We start from the raw sequence: 16,035 nt of genomic DNA on the forward strand, positions 1-16,035 counted from the left end.
ACCGGCCTGAAGCGGATAACGGCACATAGGATGCATTCTTTTAAACTCAACCTTTGGACGGTTTCGCTATCCGGTCGATTGCGAACGTCAAAAGGTACGTGTGGAAAATGACCACGGCGGATACAAGGAGGCGGTATGGTTAAGGTCGGAATTGTCGGCGCAACAGGCTATGCGGGTGCGGAGTTGGTTCGGATACTTTTCGGGCACCCGAAAGTCGCGCTGTCGGTCATCACCTCCCGGCAGTATGCAGGCGTGCCGTTCGATCAGGTTTTTCCGGCCATGAAAGGGGTTGTAGACCTGACGTGCGAGGAATTCTCCATGGAGGAGATGTGTCGTCGGACGGACGTCGTTTTCACGGCCCTTCCCCACAAAATTCCCATGGAAATCGTGCCCCGGTTGGTGGCTCGGGACAAACGGGTGATCGATCTCTCGGCGGACTTTCGGTTTCGGGACGTAAAACGATATGAAGCTTTTTATCAACCGCACACGGCCCCAAGCCTTTCCGCGGCGGCGGTATACGGCCTCCCCGAGGTCTACGGCGATGTGATTTCCCAGGCCCGGGTTGTCGGCAATCCCGGATGTTATCCGACGAGTGTCCTGTTGCCGTTGGTACCCCTTCTCAAGGCGGGCCTGATCCGTTCCGAGGGTCTGGTGGCCGACGCCAAGTCGGGCGTGAGCGGGGCAGGCAGATCACCGAGCCTGGGATCGCTTTACTGTGAGGTGACGGAATCCTTCAAAGCTTATAAAGTAGGGGGACATCGCCACAATCCGGAAATGGACGAGGTTTTGAGCCTTGTGGCCGGAGATCCCGTCCACATCACCTTTGTGCCGCATCTGGTTCCGATGAGCCGGGGGATGCTGACGACCCTCTATGCCGTTCCAAAAGAATCGGTGACGGGGGAGGAGATCCTTGAATGTTTGAAATCCTTTTATGCGGGGCGTCCGTTCGTTCGGATCTGTCCGGAAGGCCAGGTCCCGAGTACGGGCCATGTCCGTGGAACCAACTATTGTGATGTGGGCATCGTATTCGATGCCGACCAGCGCAGGCTCATCCTGATATCGGCCATCGACAATCTGGTGAAAGGCGCTGCGGGTCAGGCGGTTCAGAACATGAACATGATGCTCGGATTCGACGAGTCCGCCGGTTTGAACGCTGTGCCTTATCCGATTTGATGGGGGCTGCGAAGCCGGAGGCGGGGGGAAGCGATCCTACGCCCGCGTTTCAAGGCAAGGTGTTGCCGGGGCGAGCGCTTCAGCCCGATATTTCCGGGGTTTTGGAACAACGGCCGCCCAAAACCGACCCCGATGTGTTTTCTTGACATCCCGAATGGATTGAACTAATTAAGATCAGATTCTTGATGAGCGAAGTGAGCGGTAGAGTCATTAACGACAACGACGAAAGGAGAATGGCATGTCAGCGAAGTTGATTTTAGGTACTGAAATCCGCGAGGAGATTCTCGAGGAGATCACGGCGGAGGTCGCTGAGATCAAAAAAAAACACGGTATGGTGCCCGGACTGGTGACGATCCTCGTTGGTGAAAGTCCCGCCTCCGTTTCCTATGTCACACTGAAGATCAAAACGGCCCACCGGGTCGGATTCCACGAGGTTCAGGACAATCAGCCGGCGGACATCTCCGAAAAAGATCTTCTGGCTCTCATCGACAAGTACAATAAAGACGATTCCATTCACGGCATTCTGGTTCAGCTGCCGCTGCCGAAGCACATCGACGACAAAAAGGTCCTCAACGCCATTGATCCCGACAAAGACGTCGACGGCTTTCACCCCGTCAACGTCGGCCGACTGATGATCGGTGGTGATGAAGTGAAATTCCCACCCTGTACTCCTGCCGGTATTCAGGAGATGATCGTTCGTGCCGGCGTCGAGACCAGCGGTGCGGAAGTCGTTGTCGTGGGACGCTCCAATATCGTCGGAAAACCGATCGCCAATATGATGGTCCAGAAGGGCAAGGGCGCCAATTCAACCGTGACGATCGTTCATACCCGTACCAGGGATCTGGCGGCTCACTGTAAACGCGCGGACATCCTGATTGTCGCTGCGGGCGTCCCCGGATTGGTGAAGCCCGAATGGATCAAGCCGGGTGCCTGTGTCATCGACGTTGGTGTCAACAGAGTCGGCGAGAAGCCGAGCGCCAAGGATCCGAGCAAGATGGTCGCCGTGCTCCGGGGGGATGTGGATTTTGACGCCGCGAAGGAGATCGCCGGCTACATCACACCTGTTCCCGGCGGGGTTGGGCCCATGACGATTACGATGCTCATGCACAATACCTTGAAATCCCTCAAATTCAAACTCGGAATTGCTTAAATGCCCGAGGCGCATGCCGGGGAGGACCCAGTCCTCCCTTAATCTCTCCGGTCCCAGCCGATCTGAATGGATATGTACACCCGTCGCCGGAGGCTTGCCCGAAAGTTTTCCGCATGAGATCAATCGACAGAAAAACCGACGATATCGAGGGTTGAAAATCTGACTGCCATGAGTGACCGTATGACTTCCATAGTGAGGAGATCACGCCGGGTGACGCCAAGACCATCTGCGAACACTCGGATTTTGCTGTATTTCATGACGTTCTGCAGTGTTACCGCCGTTGGCGGGTTTGGGGTTCTGGTGAAGGAGTACCTTCATCTGAAATCTGTAGCCCGAGATGCGAGGACATTGGAAACCCAACTGGCGAATCAGCATGAGATGCTTCAGTTTCAACGAAAACAGATTCAGTGTTTTGCCAGTGAAATCAATGGTCTTAAAGATAAACTCGTGGCTTTGAGTCAGTTTGGGAAGAAAGTCCGCACAATAGCAAACCTGGGGCCGGAAGAGGAGACGGAAAATCTTTTCGGGGTCGGCGGCTCCGCGCCGGCGGATCTGGATCCGTTTCTCGATCTGAAGGTCAAACATAACAGCCTGATGCGAAAGATGCACGAACAGGTCAGACATCTCAACCAGGAGGCGGAGATCCAGAAAGCGGAATTCGAGACTCTCATGGGAGCCCTGGAAGAGCGGCAGAACCTCCTGGCCCGGACCCCGTCTATTTACCCTGTCAAAGGCACCATGACCTCCGTGTTCGGCAGTCGAAAATCTCCATTTACCGGAGAATCCGAATTTCACAAAGGCGTCGATATCGCCGCCAAGAGCGGCACCGTCGTCGTCGCGCCTGCCGACGGGCGAATTACCATGGCCGAGTACAACGGTTCCTATGGAAAAATGATGGTCATTGATCACGGATACGGCGTGCTGACGCGCTATGCTCACCTGAGCCGGTTTTTGAAGGAGAAGGGGGACAAAGTGAAGCGGGGTGAAAAGATTGCCCGCATCGGCAATACGGGAAGAAGCACGGGCCCTCATCTCCATTACGAAGTCCGCTTGAACGGAATGCCCGTGGATCCTCAAAATTATTTCATGAATTCAGACCATGATCCAGTGGTCTCATACAGCAGAAAATAGGATATCCTTTCGTTCCCCCGGGTTTTGGCGATAGAAATCCGGGGCGATGCTCCACCGTTGATTTTCCCTGCCCCAATCCCTTTATCCATTCAGGATCCAGCACGGTAAAACGTGCTTTATTCATGGACAACCACTGTTTTTCATCTTAATATGTTGAGAAGATTTTATTAGGATCGCCTCAAGAGATAATCGGCTGCAAGGCCTTGAAACGGCGGTTGTCTGAGTCGACGCATCGCCGCCCACCGGTAAAAACGAGTGTTGTTGCGGACGTCTACAAAAGCCCGGCCGATCCCGATGATGTCCTGACGCGATTCTGTTATCCGGGAGGAGGCTTTTGCCGCCGCTTGGCGGGAATCCGGATATATTCTCCTGAAAGGAACCTATTCTTCATGATTTTCGACTTTCTGACCAAGGTATTTGGAAGCAAAAACGAAAGAGAACTCAAAAAGCTACAGCCGATCGTAGAAAGGATCAATGCATTTGAGCCTGAAATTCAGGCCCTGAGTGACGACGCCCTGAAAGGTCAAACAGCAAGATTCAAGGAGCGTCTCGAGAGAGGCGAACCGCTTGACGATATTCTGCCCGAGGCGTTCGCCACGACCAGGGAAGCTTCCATCCGAACTCTCAAGATGCGCCATTTCGACGTTCAGCTTATCGGTGGAATCGTATTGCACCAGGGGAAGATCGCCGAAATGAAAACCGGTGAAGGGAAAACCCTTGTTTCGACCCTGCCGGCCTACCTCAACGCGCTCACCGGGAAAGGCGTTCACATTGTGACCGTAAATGATTACCTGGCCACCCGCGACGCGGAATGGATGGGGCGAATCTACGAATTCCTGGGGCTGTCGGTGGGCACCGTCGTTCACGGCATGACCGACAAGGAGCGTCACGTCGCCTATAGTTCCGATATAACCTATGGAACTAATAATGAATTCGGTTTTGATTACCTTCGGGACAACATGAAGTATGAACTGGAGGCACTGGTTCAGGGGGAACTCCATTTTGCCATAGTGGACGAGGTGGACAGCATTCTGATCGATGAAGCAAGGACGCCGCTCATCATTTCTGGACCCGCCGAAAAATCGACCCATCTGTATTATCAGGTCAACGAGATCATTCCGCGGTTTAAACGGGACACGGACTACACCATCGACGAAAAGGCCCGAACCTCGGTGCTTACGGAAGAGGGGATCGCCAAGGCCGAGGAGATGTTGAAGGTGGACAACATCTATGATCCCAAAAACATCGAAATGCTGCATCATGTCAACCAGGCCTTGAAAGCCCATACCCTGTTCAAACGGGATGTGGACTATATCGTCAAGAACGGCGAGGTCGTCATTGTCGATGAGTTCACCGGACGCCTTATGCCGGGGCGACGCTACAGCGAAGGTCTTCACCAGGCGCTCGAAGCGAAGGAGAACGTGAAGATTGAAAACGAAAACCAAACGCTTGCGACCATTACCTTCCAGAATTACTTTAGAATGTATGACAAGCTGGCGGGCATGACCGGTACGGCGGACACCGAGGCGGCGGAATTCAAGAAGATCTATGATCTGGATGTTATGGTCATTCCGACACATATGCCCATGATTCGGAAGGATTATCCCGACGCCATATACAAAACGAGACGAGAGAAATTCGATGCGGTGATTCGAGAAATTCAGGAGCTCTACAAAAAAGGACAACCAGTGCTGGTGGGCACCATTTCCATCGATATTTCGGAGGAATTGAGCGAAAAACTTAAAAAGAAGGGTGTAAAACACACTGTTCTCAACGCCAAGCATCATGCCAAGGAGGCGGAAATTGTGGCCATGGCCGGACAGCCGGGTGCGGTGACCATTTCCACCAACATGGCCGGCCGAGGTACCGACATCGTGCTCGGAGAGGGCGTCAAGGCACTGGGAGGGCTTCACATCATTGGAACGGAACGCCATGAGAGCCGGCGGATCGACAATCAGCTCAGAGGACGTTCAGGTCGGCAGGGAGACCCCGGATCATCTCGCTTTTATCTGGCATTGGAGGACGACCTCCTCCGAATTTTCGGCGGAGATCGTATTACCGGCGTGATGGACAAGCTTGGAATGGAAGAGGGTGAGCCCATTGAGCATAACCTCATCAGCCGGGCCATTGAAAATGCTCAGGCCAAGGTGGAGGCCCATAATTTCGATATCCGTAAGCATCTCCTCGAATACGACGACGTCATGAACCAACAGCGCGAGGTGATCTATGAGCAACGACGGGAGGCCCTCCGGGGAGAGGACCTGCGAAGCTCCATCGAAGAGATGATTCTGGAGCGGGCCGATGAAATCGCAGCGGATTTCATCGATGAAAAGTCGTTGCCCGAGGATTGGGACCTCAAGGGGTTGAGCGATGCGGTTTTCAAACAGTACAATATCCGCATGGCGCTGGATGCGGCCGTTCTCGAAGGTCTCGACGCCGAAGGCGTCGCGCAGTTGATATCCGACAAGGCTCTGGCGGTTTACGGCCAGCGGGAACAGACGGTCGGCCCCGAACAATTTCGGATGATCGAGCGGTATGTTATGCTGCAAACCGTCGATAGCTTGTGGAAAGACCATCTGCTCAGCATGGATCACCTGAAAGAGGGGATCGGCCTGAGGGGATATGCCCAGCAGAACCCGCTGATCGTTTACAAGAGAGAGGGGTTCGAGATGTTCAACAGCATGATCCACCGAATCAAGGAAGAGATGGTGGAGATCATGTTCAAAATCCAGGTCGCCAAACCGGATGCCCTGGAGGATTTCACGGAGCCCAAGGATAAGGATCTGGTCTTTTCAGGCGGAGATACTGACGGCTCCCTCAAGAAAAAGCCCGTCAAACGGGAACGCAAAATCGGCAGAAATGACCCGTGCCCTTGCGGCAGCGGGAAAAAATACAAAAAATGTTGTGGCAAATAAGGTGAAGGCCCGAGGAATGATATGAGCCAAAACAATCCTGATATCCAGGAAAGTGTCTCAACCGATACGCTGGAAGACGTTCGCGAACCTTCCATGTACCGGGTTCTCCTCCACAACGATAATTACACGACCATGGAATTCGTGGTGGAGATCCTGATGTATGTATTCAACAAAACGGTTGAAGCGGCGACAAAGATCATGCTGAATGTCCATAGGAAAGGCGTCGGCGTCTGCGGCGTGTATACTTATGAAGTTGCGGAGACAAAGGTGGAAACCGTCTCGCGACTCGCCGAGGAAAACGGGTTTCCGCTGAAATGCACGATGGAGGAAGAATAGCCATGATCAGTAAAGAACTGAGTGCTACGCTCGGATTTGCAGTAAGGGAAGCCAAACGAAGACGCCATGATCATGTTTGCGTGGAGCACGTCCTTTACGCGATCCTGCACGATGATTTCGGGATAGAGATTATTCGGAACTGCGGCGGGAATATCGAGAATCTGAAAAACCAACTCACCCAATTTTTCGATGAGCGTCTTGAAAGCGTTCCGGAGGGTAAGGAATATGTCTTTCAGCAGACTGCCGGTTTCCAACGGGTAATTCAACGGGCTGTGAATCACGCACGTTCCGCGGAAAAGCCGGAGGTGGACGTGGGGGATATTCTGGCGTCCATCTTTCAGGAAAAGGAGTCCCATGCCGCTTATTTTATGAATGCCGAGGGCATCACGCGCCTGGATGTACTGAACTACATTTCCCACGAAACCCCCAGGGAGACCTACGAAGCATCGAATTCACCCGAGCAGGAAGATGAGACCCGGTCCAAAAGCCGACAGGGCGACATGCTTTCGGCCTTTACGACGGAACTGGTTCAAAAGGCCGCGGAGGGAAAGATCGATCCGCTTATCGGTCGTGAAGCGGAACTCGAACGTACGGTTCAGGTTCTCTGCCGCCGCCGGAAGAACAACCCGGTCTTTGTTGGGGAACCGGGGGTCGGGAAGACCGCGCTGGCTGAAGGCCTGGCCATCATGGTCCACGAGAAGCGAATCCCGGACCTGCTCAAGGACGTGAGGATTTATGCTTTGGACCTGGGAGCGATGCTCGCCGGAACAAAATTCCGGGGGGATTTCGAAAAACGACTCAAAGGGGTAATCACGGCGCTCAAGGATAAGAAGAACGCCATCCTCTTCATCGATGAAATTCACACGATTGTCGGCGCCGGGGCCACCTCCGGCGGCTCCATGGACGCCTCCAACATCATGAAGCCCTTTCTGGCCAGCGGAGAGATTCGGTGCATCGGCTCCACCACTTACGAGGAATACCAGAACCACCTGGAAAAGGACCGGGCCCTTTCACGCCGGTTTGAAAAAATCGAGGTGCCGGAGCCGTCAGCGGCCGAGACCTACAAAATCCTGAAGGGGTTGAAGAGCTATTACGAGGATCATCATGACATCGTTTACACCGATCCGGCCCTGAAGGCGGCCGCAGAACTTTCGGCCAAGTACATCAATGATCGTTTCCTGCCGGACAAGGCCATCGACGTCATCGATGAAACCGGGGCTTTCATCCGTCTGACCGGCGGTGCCAACCGGAAGAAGATCCATGCGTCCGATATCGAGAAGATCGTGGCTAAAATCGCCAGGATTCCCACCCAGAGCGTTTCGGTTACGGACAGGAGCCGGCTGGAACATCTGGCCGAAAGCCTGAAGGGTGTTGTATTCGGCCAGGATGACGCTATCGGATCCCTGGTCACCGCCATCAAGCGGTCCCGCGCCGGCTTGGGAAACCCCGACCACCCGGTCGGATCGTTCCTGTTTACCGGGCCTACCGGGGTCGGGAAGACCGAGGTGGCCCGTCAGGTATCGACCAGTCTGGGGGTCAAATTTCTCCGGTTCGACATGAGCGAGTACATGGAGAAGCACGCCGTGGCTCGCCTTATCGGCGCTCCTCCGGGATACATCGGTTTCGACCAGGGCGGACTCCTGACCGACGGGGTCCGGAAACATCCTCACAGCGTCCTGTTGTTCGACGAGATCGAAAAGGCACACCCCGACCTCTTCAACATTTTGCTGCAGGTTCTGGATTATGCTACACTTACCGACAACAGCGGCAAGAAGGCGGACTTCAGAAACGTCATCATCATTATGACCTCCAACGCCGGTGCAAGGGAGATGAGCACTCAAACCATCGGATTCGGGGATGCCCGGCAGGATGTAAAGCGCAAGGGGCAGAAAGCCATCGAGAGATATTTCAGCCCGGAATTTCGAAACCGACTCGACGGCATCATTAACTTTAATGCCCTCGATATCGGTATCATGGAGCGGATAGTGGATAAATTCATCCGGGAGTTGAATCTCCAGCTTTCGACCAAGAAGGTGGTGCTTTCCATTACGGATGAGGTCCGGACCTGGCTGGCGAAAAAGGGGTATGATCCACGATACGGCGCCAGACCCCTGGGCCGCGTTATCCAGACCGAAATCAAGGATCGGTTGTCGGATGAAATCCTGTTCGGGCAGCTGGAAAAAGGCGGCAGCGTGTCCGCTCAACTGGCGGACGGGCGTATCGCTTTCGTTATCAACGCGTCTTCGGACGCTCGTGGGGCCGATCTTCGGCAAAAGAGGGCGTGACGGACTGACGGACCATGCCGGTTTTTGAATTATCCGATAAACTGGGATTTCCCCCGCCGCATCTGGCGGAGCGGGAAGGTCTGTTGGCCGTGGGGGGAGATCTGAGTCTTCCACGGCTGATATTGGCCTACAAAAAGGGGATATTCCCCTGGTATTCCGAATATGATCCCATTATATGGTGGTCTCCGGATCCGAGACTGGTGCTCTATCCCGACCGGATGAACGTTTCAAAAAGTCTCAAAAAGATTCTGAAGCAGGGCCGCTTCCAGATCACCCTCGACCTGGCCTTTGACCGGGTCATCCGGGAGTGTGCAGTGGTGCGAACCGAGGCCGGACAGGGGACATGGCTGGTGGAAGAGATGATCCAGGCGTACATCCTGCTTCATCAGGCGGGATACGCCCATTCCGTGGAAGCCTGGTCCGATGGAAAGCTAGCCGGGGGACTTTACGGCGTTTCTTTAGGCGCCTGTTTTTTCGGTGAATCGATGTTCACCCGTGTCAGCAATGCATCCAAGGCGGCCTTTGTCACGCTGGTGCGTCAGCTCAAAAAATGGGAGTTCGATATGATTGACTGCCAGGTCCGTACCGACCACCTGGTTCGACTTGGGGCGGAGGAGATCCCGAGAAAAATATTTCTGAAAAGCCTCGAAAAATGCCTTGCGGTCAAAACCCGGCGGGGGAGGTGGCGTTTTGATGATGCAACACCTGCCTTCGACAATGAACATCGAAGCCAAGGAGTTGTGGAATTATGAATGAAGCATGCCTGTTTTGCAGGATTGCCGGCGGCGATACCGACACGGACTTTCTGTTTGAGAACGCATCGGTTGTGGTCTTCAGGGATATTCATCCCCATGCGCCGGTCCATCTGTTGATCGTGCCTAAAAAGCATATCCGCAGCATCAACGATGTGGTGGCCGAAGACCAATCGCTTTTGGGGGAAATGATCGCGGTGGCCCGTGATATGGCCGCCAGGGAGGGGCTATCCGCATCAGGTTACAAGCTTCTGTTCAATGTCGAACGCGGCGGGGGACAGGTCATTTTTCATCTTCATCTGCATCTTCTGGGCGGCTGGAATCGATAGGGGATCCAAATGAAAGGATATTGGTATTCGCGCCCGCGAATGACGGTACGGCTGAAAACCGTTCTTTGCGGCCTGCTGCTTGGCGTCTGTCTTTCCTGCGGTCAGGAAACCCGTCCGCCCGACAGTCCCGCAGTTCCGGAAAGTTTCACATTTTTCGAGGTCGGCGCCAACACACCGCTCACCGACGGTCTGCGGTCGGATCTCAGGGGCAAGCTCGGCAAAGAGAGCATTTCGGGCCGCAACGTGATGAATCTCGAGATCAACTACTCCGGCTTTCTTCGGGAGCATTTTCCCGATCTCGACATCCTCAACCGGGAGTTGAACGGCTCCGGCGGTATTCGTGTCGAGCACGATACAGTGACCCTCATGTATCGGCACATGTCAAAGCAGGTCACTCCCTTTGATTTCGTTGAGCTCATATTTGACGCCAATACCCGGAAACCTCTCGTTATCCGCATCCGGGCCGGCAGAGACGAAGTCGATATCCTGGATACCCTGAAGGACCGCTATGGGGAGCCGAAAGCCATTGCCTGGGGAGACGGCGGGGCCCGGGCCTACTCCTGGGATAAAAACGGAGATGTTCTGATTCTGTCGGCGGCGCCGAACCCGGTGGGTCGGCGGGAGTTCAGCATCAGTATGTATTACGTCAACAGTATCAAGGCGATGGCGAAGCGTGAAAAAGCAGCGCGTCGCCAGGAGCGGCAAGGGGAAGACAGCGTTGTAAAGGACGCATTTTCCAAGGTGTTTCAAGGGCTTCCACATGCCGTTTTGTCGCCTTCGGCCGGGCCGGCCGTTACAGGATCCCGCGGCGTGATCACAATATGATTCCACGGAGCCGCCGGAAGGCGGAATGACATGGCGATCCGTAGCATTGCTGCCGGCCTCCTGACGGCCCAGACCATTGCCGTCGTTCATGTTCGGATCTCCAACATCGATCATTACGAAAAGGTCAAATCCCTTCTGGATGCCGGCTTTGTGGCGGTGCCGTCGTCCGCCGTCGCCGAATCTCTGAAAGACTGGCATACCGCTTTTTACGGCGGGGTGTTCTTTACCTTAACCCTGGGCCTGGGGCTTACTTTTCTGTCCCTTCCCGCCGTTGGGTGGTGGCATCGGAACCGGAACCTTTCGGTCCGCTGGAGTCTCATCCTCTTGTGGACCGGTCTGATCGGGGTGATGAATTCCAACGGTGTCTCGGCGGCAGCCACCGCCTATGCCGTCTTGATTCCCGCAGCGGTCTTCGCCGCGTCGATCCGGGATAAACGGGGCCCGGGCAGCACTGTACGGGGCGTCGGAGCAATCCATCTCCTGGGAATCCTCGTTCTGGGCGGGATAATGCTGTTGAAGGCCGACACCGCCGTCTTCTCCGCCGTGCGGGATCGTCTTCTCCTCACCAATCCCATCGGTATCGGCGCCAATAATTTCTACTACCGGTATACCCTCTATCCTGCCCAGGCCTTCAAGTCCCTCAATCAGGAACTCATCCGAACCTGGCGTGCCACAGACCTTCGCGGTAACCCGACGATCGCTCGTCTGAGACCGACCCTCGCCCGACTGGACTGGCTGGAAATCGGTGAAGGGGGGCCTCATGACATGGTGGTGCGAATCGATGGGGAACGCCTGTCGTTGTATCGTCAGGGAAAAACGATCCTCGAGGTTCCCGCCGGGGAATTCCTTGCTCGCCCCGGATTGACGCTGAAGGATTTCTCAGCCGAGACGGACCGCGACGTCGGTTTGAGGCGGATCACTTTTGCGTCCCTCACGGCGATCTGTCTGCTCACCATTTATGGTGGTGTCTATTTCCCCGTTCACTGCCTCGCCGGAAGACGCTTGGGACCGATTGGAACGGCTGCGGCGAGTGTTTTTGTCGCCTTGGCCGCAGGCAGTCTTGTGCTGTCCTGGACCTCGGGGACGATCGAAAAGAAGGCGGCAGGCAAGGCGGCGTTGAAAGCATTCCTTCATGCCGATGACGCCGCGTTGCGGATCAAGGGCCTGATCCGTCTTTGCCGTGAAAAGCGGGATATACAAGGGCTTGCGGATCCTCGAGGGATGGCGCGTGGTGAGGACCCCATGGAACGTTACTGGCTGGCAAGGTCCCTCGCTTTCGCGCGGAGCCCCGACACCTTTACCGTTCTCGTGGATCTTCTGGACGATCCCCAGGTCAATGTCGCCTACCAGGCCTGCCGTTCATTAGGGCGGAGAGGCGATCGACGCGCCGTCGCCCCTCTCCTCTCGGTAATCCACCGCTCCCGTGAGTGGTATGTCCAGCTCCATGCCTACAGAGCCTTGAAGAGATTGGGATGGCATCAGAACGTATTCAACTGAGATCTTTGGGAGCGGCGGTTGCCGCCGTTGTCGGCATCGAAATTCTGATGTGGTGGTCCATTGAATCGGACCGTATCAACCCGATGGCGGCCCTCGGTTGGGGACGGATCGCCGAGATTGTCGCTTTCACGCTTGTCCTTCGGGTCTGGAGGGGCGGACTTGACGAGATCGGTATGCGGAAGGGTTCGATATTGCCGGGTCTTCTTCAGGGTCTGGTCTGGTCCGCCGTCGCCGGCGGGATGGCGGGGTGTGCTTTATTTGTCTTGCCGGGTCTGGGGATCGATCCCCTGGAATGGCTTCCCGTCCGGCTTCTCCGGGAAACGGACGACCGCATCACCCTTTTTGTGGTCGGTGGGCTCATCGGGCCTGTTGCCGAGGAAATCTTCTTTCGGGGAATCCTATATGGCTATCTGAGGCGTTGGGGGGTGGTTATGGCCACGGGTATCAGTACTGCCGCTTTTGTTCTCCTCCATTCCTCCCCGGGTGTTGTTCAGGCGGTCGGCGGCATCCTGTTTGCTGCGGCCTATGAGGCAAAAGGTCGTCTGACGGCCCCCATAACGCTTCACGTGTTGGGTAACACGGCGCTGTTTTTCTTGTCGCTTATGGTTTGCGGAGCCCGTCACCCGTAGCGAAAAGCTTCCACGGGATTGTACCGGGCTGCCCGGCGGGCGGGGTAGAGGGTCGACACGTAACAGACGGCCAGGGTCGACAAGACGATAACGATTACGTCCAGGAATTCGAGACTCACCGGAAGGGTCGTGAAAAAGTAGACATCCTTTGGCAACTCGATAAAATGATAGCGTTTCAGGACGCCCGAGAGAACGAATCCGCCGATGGTGCCCAAAAGGGTGCCCACCGTTCCGATGGCCATCCCCTTGTACACGAAAATCTTTCGAATGCTGCGATCTGTTGCCCCCATGGCCTTCAGTATGGCGATATCTCCAGTTTTTCCCATGACCATCATGATGAGTGTGCTTGCGATGTTAAAGGCCGCCACCAGAACGATCAGCGCGAGAATGATGAACATCACCGTCTTCTGAAGCTTCAGGGCCGAAAAGACGTTTCGGTTCATGCGCATCCAGTCCTGGCCCCAATATTCGTGACCGAGGCTTTCGGCCGCACGCTGCGATATCTCTCCGGCCCGATAGATGTCGTTGACCCGGATTTCAATGCCGGAGACGGCATCCTGCACCTGCAATATTCTCTGTACATCGGAGAGGGTCGCATAGGCCATGCCTTTGTCGAACTCGTAAAGTCCGGATTCGAAGGTGTCGACGACCTGAAATTGCCGAACGGTGGGTAGTTTTGCAATGCCGCCGCCGGGAATAATGAGTGAGACCCGTTTTCCCGGAGCCACGCCCAGAAGGTTCGCCAGTTCCTTGCCCAAAACGATTCCCGGAACGGCTTTTCCGGATTGGCCGGTATGGTTCAGGGCATCCAGCGCTTTTCGATCCAGGCTGCGGATTACCGTTCCGGCGGTAGCGGGATCGATTCCCCTGAGGACGACGCCGGTGACGGCCGAAGCCGATCGCAGCATGACCTGGGTAAAGATATAGGGGGTTGCCGCCGTGACGTCCGGTGTCTGCCGGAGCTTCTGCAATGTCTGGGAGTAGTTCGTAAACTCCCCGCCGTGCCGGAGGATGACGGCATGGGCGGTGATCCCCAACATGCGGGAGCGAAGCTCGGATTCGGCTCCCGACATGACGGCGATGACCACGATCATCACCATAACGCCCACGGCCACCCCTGCGGTGGAGAGGAAGGTGATCAGAGAGATGAATGTCTGCTTCTTCCGGGTTATCAGATATCGATTCCCGATGAAATATTCAAAAGCCATGAGGCGTCATACCCGATCGTCGTGGGTCATTGGCTATGCTTTGTCCCGGACAGCAGTTTTTCCAGACCGTCTCTGGCAAAGTCGATGGACGAATCAAGAGAAAGGGCCATCTGAAAATAGAAGATCGCCTGTTCCGTATTCCCCATATCCCGATAGTTGACGGCGATGTTGGCATAATCGATGGCGGAGCCGGGGTCGATACGCAAGACCGCCTTGAAGCTTTCGATGGCCTGTTCGTGCTGTTTCAGCTTGAAATGGCAGAAGCCCTTGAGATTGTAAAGGTCGGTGCGCGCCGGATCGCGTCGAATTCCCTTTTCCAGAACGGTCAGCGCGTCCTGATAACGTTCAAGATCTTTCAGACACACCCCCATGAAAGAGTAGATGCTGGGGACATCCTGTGGTTCGGGATTCAAGTCGAGAGACTTCTGAAAACAGGTCAGTGCGGTTTCGGTTTCACCCATCTCGAGATAGGCGGTTCCAAGATAGAACTGAATGTAGTATTTGTCCGGGAGCCGGTGTTCGACCTCCATGAGGGTCATGATCGCCACCGGCGCGGGGTTCTTTTCGGCGATGAGCTTCGCGCAGAACATTCCGACACTTCCCCCTTCGGCCCGCTCTCTGAAATGGGCGCCGGGGATAATGGTGTAGAAAGCCGGGATTCCCAGTTTTTCATGGGTGACGTCGACGGCGAGGACGTTCATATCGTGACGGGAAAGCGCTGAGAGAAGGTTCAGAATCTCGATTTTGAGGTTGTTGTGGGAGAGGTCGGGAAGTGCGTCGATGGTAAGCGTCGCCTCCGGTCGGGTAATGTACCGGGCCTCGTCGATGTCCGTGAACTTGGGCAGCCCGCTCGCCAGAAAATTGGATCCCGAATTGAAGTCTCCCCCCAGCTGAGCGGTTTCGCTCAGCGCCCGACACAGGGCCTTCTGGGGATTGGGCGTAGTCCCGGCGGTCCAGACGATCTCGCTTTTTTCCGGGAAGGTTTCGGGATCCCAGGCCAGGACTCCCACAGTGGGGATGCCCGTGTCGAGGCTGAAATCCGAAAGATGGATCCGAACTCCGGCTCGTTTGAACTTTTCGATCATCTCCCGGACGACCGGGTCGGATACGGAATCGGGCTGAATACCGGGAACGTTGAGACGACCCCGGCTCACCACCGATGAAACATGACGCTCCACCACCTCGCAGATCCCCTGGTTGAGGGCTTCCTCCACGCAGTTTCCCGCGCAGGCGCCGTTGAATTCGTTGATGGTGAAAAACCAGTCAAAGGGGATGAGGATCGGTTTGTCCTCGGTGAGGCTGTAACCCCGGGCCCACCGGAGGGGGAGCGACTCGAAGATTTTCCGGGCCTGGTCTCGATCCTCGGAGGTGTCGTGGACGGAGCGCGCCACCGCTTTGAATGAAAGGGCGCGATCCTTGAGATTCTCGCAGGTATCGATGATGAAATTCCCAGGGTTGTGATAGTAGCTGAAGAAGCTGAACCGCTCGCCAAGTTCCATCACCGCGCTGGCCTCGGCCTGCTCGGGCGTCGCCCCCTTTCCCATTTGTTTTCGAGTGCCGGTGACCGTTTCGGCGTCGGGACCGCAGTAGCTCATGTAGACCGGAATCCCCAGGCGGCCGTTGTCGATGCGAACGACCTCATCCAGGATGTGAAGATTCAGTTGTGCTATCCTGTCCTTGAACCGCCTTACGGTTTCTTCCGGCGGCAGCGTTTTATCCAGGTCATGGGTTGACTGCTTGAAGACGTCGTTTAATACAAGTTTATCGGTCATGCTTTTCTCCATTAGGATACTACGATTTCATAA

Annotated in this window: 13 protein-coding genes; 11 read left to right on the plus strand and 2 right to left on the minus strand. The window is 55.4% G+C overall.

Features of this window, described 5'->3' with window-relative positions; all coding sequences use genetic code 11:
- Nucleotides 1-135: 135 nt before the first annotated feature.
- From argC to AB7S84_RS00120, 11 genes are all read left to right on the plus strand, one after another.
- Complete coding sequence (argC, locus tag AB7S84_RS00070) at nucleotides 136-1,173, plus strand: N-acetyl-gamma-glutamyl-phosphate reductase (RefSeq protein ID WP_020875230.1); 1,038 nt, start codon at nucleotides 136-138, stop codon at nucleotides 1,171-1,173.
- A 238-nt stretch (nucleotides 1,174-1,411) separates the two neighbouring features.
- Nucleotides 1,412-2,323: a bifunctional methylenetetrahydrofolate dehydrogenase/methenyltetrahydrofolate cyclohydrolase FolD gene (gene folD, locus AB7S84_RS00075; RefSeq protein ID WP_020875229.1), complete on the plus strand. Its 912-nt coding sequence runs from the start codon at nucleotides 1,412-1,414 to the stop codon at nucleotides 2,321-2,323.
- A 255-nt stretch (nucleotides 2,324-2,578) separates the two neighbouring features.
- Nucleotides 2,579-3,454 (plus strand): M23 family metallopeptidase, encoded by an 876-nt coding sequence (locus AB7S84_RS00080; protein WP_052018480.1) that lies wholly within the window; start codon nucleotides 2,579-2,581, stop codon nucleotides 3,452-3,454.
- A gap of 389 nt (nucleotides 3,455-3,843) precedes the next feature.
- Nucleotides 3,844-6,369, plus strand: coding sequence for a preprotein translocase subunit SecA (gene secA / locus AB7S84_RS00085; RefSeq protein ID WP_020875227.1), 2,526 nt, complete (start codon nucleotides 3,844-3,846; stop codon nucleotides 6,367-6,369).
- Between the two features lie 21 nt (nucleotides 6,370-6,390).
- Nucleotides 6,391-6,705 carry an ATP-dependent Clp protease adapter ClpS gene (gene clpS / locus AB7S84_RS00090; protein WP_020875226.1) on the plus strand — a complete coding sequence of 105 codons (315 nt, stop codon included), beginning with the start codon at nucleotides 6,391-6,393 and terminating at the stop codon, nucleotides 6,703-6,705.
- 2 nt (nucleotides 6,706-6,707) lie between these two features.
- Nucleotides 6,708-8,990, plus strand: coding sequence for an ATP-dependent Clp protease ATP-binding subunit ClpA (gene clpA, locus AB7S84_RS00095; RefSeq protein ID WP_020875225.1), 2,283 nt, complete (start codon nucleotides 6,708-6,710; stop codon nucleotides 8,988-8,990).
- A 14-nt stretch (nucleotides 8,991-9,004) separates the two neighbouring features.
- Entirely contained in the window at nucleotides 9,005-9,742 is a 738-nt protein-coding gene (gene aat / locus AB7S84_RS00100) for a leucyl/phenylalanyl-tRNA--protein transferase (protein ID WP_020875224.1), read from the plus strand.
- Nucleotides 9,739-10,071: an HIT domain-containing protein gene (locus tag AB7S84_RS00105; RefSeq protein WP_428152601.1), complete on the plus strand. Its 333-nt coding sequence runs from the start codon at nucleotides 9,739-9,741 to the stop codon at nucleotides 10,069-10,071. Before aat ends, AB7S84_RS00105 begins: the two co-directional genes overlap by 4 nt.
- A gap of 9 nt (nucleotides 10,072-10,080) precedes the next feature.
- Entirely contained in the window at nucleotides 10,081-10,896 is an 816-nt protein-coding gene (locus AB7S84_RS00110) for a hypothetical protein (protein WP_428152603.1), read from the plus strand.
- A 30-nt stretch (nucleotides 10,897-10,926) separates the two neighbouring features.
- Nucleotides 10,927-12,393 (plus strand): HEAT repeat domain-containing protein, encoded by a 1,467-nt coding sequence (locus AB7S84_RS00115; RefSeq protein WP_428152605.1) that lies wholly within the window; start codon nucleotides 10,927-10,929, stop codon nucleotides 12,391-12,393.
- Complete coding sequence (locus tag AB7S84_RS00120) at nucleotides 12,369-13,022, plus strand: CPBP family intramembrane glutamic endopeptidase (RefSeq protein WP_020875220.1); 654 nt, start codon at nucleotides 12,369-12,371, stop codon at nucleotides 13,020-13,022. The genes AB7S84_RS00115 and AB7S84_RS00120 overlap by 25 nt, the downstream gene beginning before the upstream one ends.
- On the opposite strand, the gene AB7S84_RS00125 is transcribed toward AB7S84_RS00120, so the two are convergent.
- Both AB7S84_RS00125 and AB7S84_RS00130 read right to left on the minus strand, forming a co-directional pair.
- Nucleotides 13,013-14,230 (minus strand): lipoprotein-releasing ABC transporter permease subunit, encoded by a 1,218-nt coding sequence (locus AB7S84_RS00125; RefSeq protein WP_428152608.1) that lies wholly within the window; start codon nucleotides 14,228-14,230, stop codon nucleotides 13,013-13,015. The two genes, AB7S84_RS00120 and AB7S84_RS00125, sit on opposite strands and share 10 nt — an antisense overlap.
- A 26-nt stretch (nucleotides 14,231-14,256) precedes the next feature.
- Entirely contained in the window at nucleotides 14,257-16,002 is a 1,746-nt protein-coding gene (locus tag AB7S84_RS00130; RefSeq protein ID WP_428152610.1) for a YcaO-like family protein, read from the minus strand.
- Between the last annotated feature and the right edge of the window lie 33 nt (nucleotides 16,003-16,035).

This window comes from Desulfococcus sp. (assembly GCF_050178255.1).
Lineage (GTDB): Bacteria > Desulfobacterota > Desulfobacteria > Desulfobacterales > Desulfococcaceae > Desulfococcus > Desulfococcus multivorans.

Bases quoted from the DNA above. Each gene is read 5' to 3' on its own strand.
- argC (WP_020875230.1), top strand. From the start codon at position 136: ATGGTTAAGGTCGGAATTGTCGGCGCAACAGGCTATGCGGGTGCGGAG.
- folD (WP_020875229.1), top strand. From the start codon at position 1,412: ATGTCAGCGAAGTTGATTTTAGGTACTGAAATCCGCGAGGAGATTCTC.
- AB7S84_RS00080 (WP_052018480.1), top strand. From the start codon at position 2,579: ATGACGTTCTGCAGTGTTACCGCCGTTGGCGGGTTTGGGGTTCTGGTG.
- secA (WP_020875227.1), top strand. From the start codon at position 3,844: ATGATTTTCGACTTTCTGACCAAGGTATTTGGAAGCAAAAACGAAAGA.
- clpS (WP_020875226.1), top strand. From the start codon at position 6,391: ATGAGCCAAAACAATCCTGATATCCAGGAAAGTGTCTCAACCGATACG.
- clpA (WP_020875225.1), top strand. From the start codon at position 6,708: ATGATCAGTAAAGAACTGAGTGCTACGCTCGGATTTGCAGTAAGGGAA.
- aat (WP_020875224.1), top strand. From the start codon at position 9,005: ATGCCGGTTTTTGAATTATCCGATAAACTGGGATTTCCCCCGCCGCAT.
- AB7S84_RS00105 (WP_428152601.1), top strand. From the start codon at position 9,739: ATGAATGAAGCATGCCTGTTTTGCAGGATTGCCGGCGGCGATACCGAC.
- AB7S84_RS00110 (WP_428152603.1), top strand. From the start codon at position 10,081: ATGAAAGGATATTGGTATTCGCGCCCGCGAATGACGGTACGGCTGAAA.
- AB7S84_RS00115 (WP_428152605.1), top strand. From the start codon at position 10,927: ATGGCGATCCGTAGCATTGCTGCCGGCCTCCTGACGGCCCAGACCATT.
- AB7S84_RS00120 (WP_020875220.1), top strand. From the start codon at position 12,369: ATGGCATCAGAACGTATTCAACTGAGATCTTTGGGAGCGGCGGTTGCC.
- AB7S84_RS00125 (WP_428152608.1), bottom strand. From the start codon at position 14,230: ATGGCTTTTGAATATTTCATCGGGAATCGATATCTGATAACCCGGAAG.
- AB7S84_RS00130 (WP_428152610.1), bottom strand. From the start codon at position 16,002: ATGACCGATAAACTTGTATTAAACGACGTCTTCAAGCAGTCAACCCAT.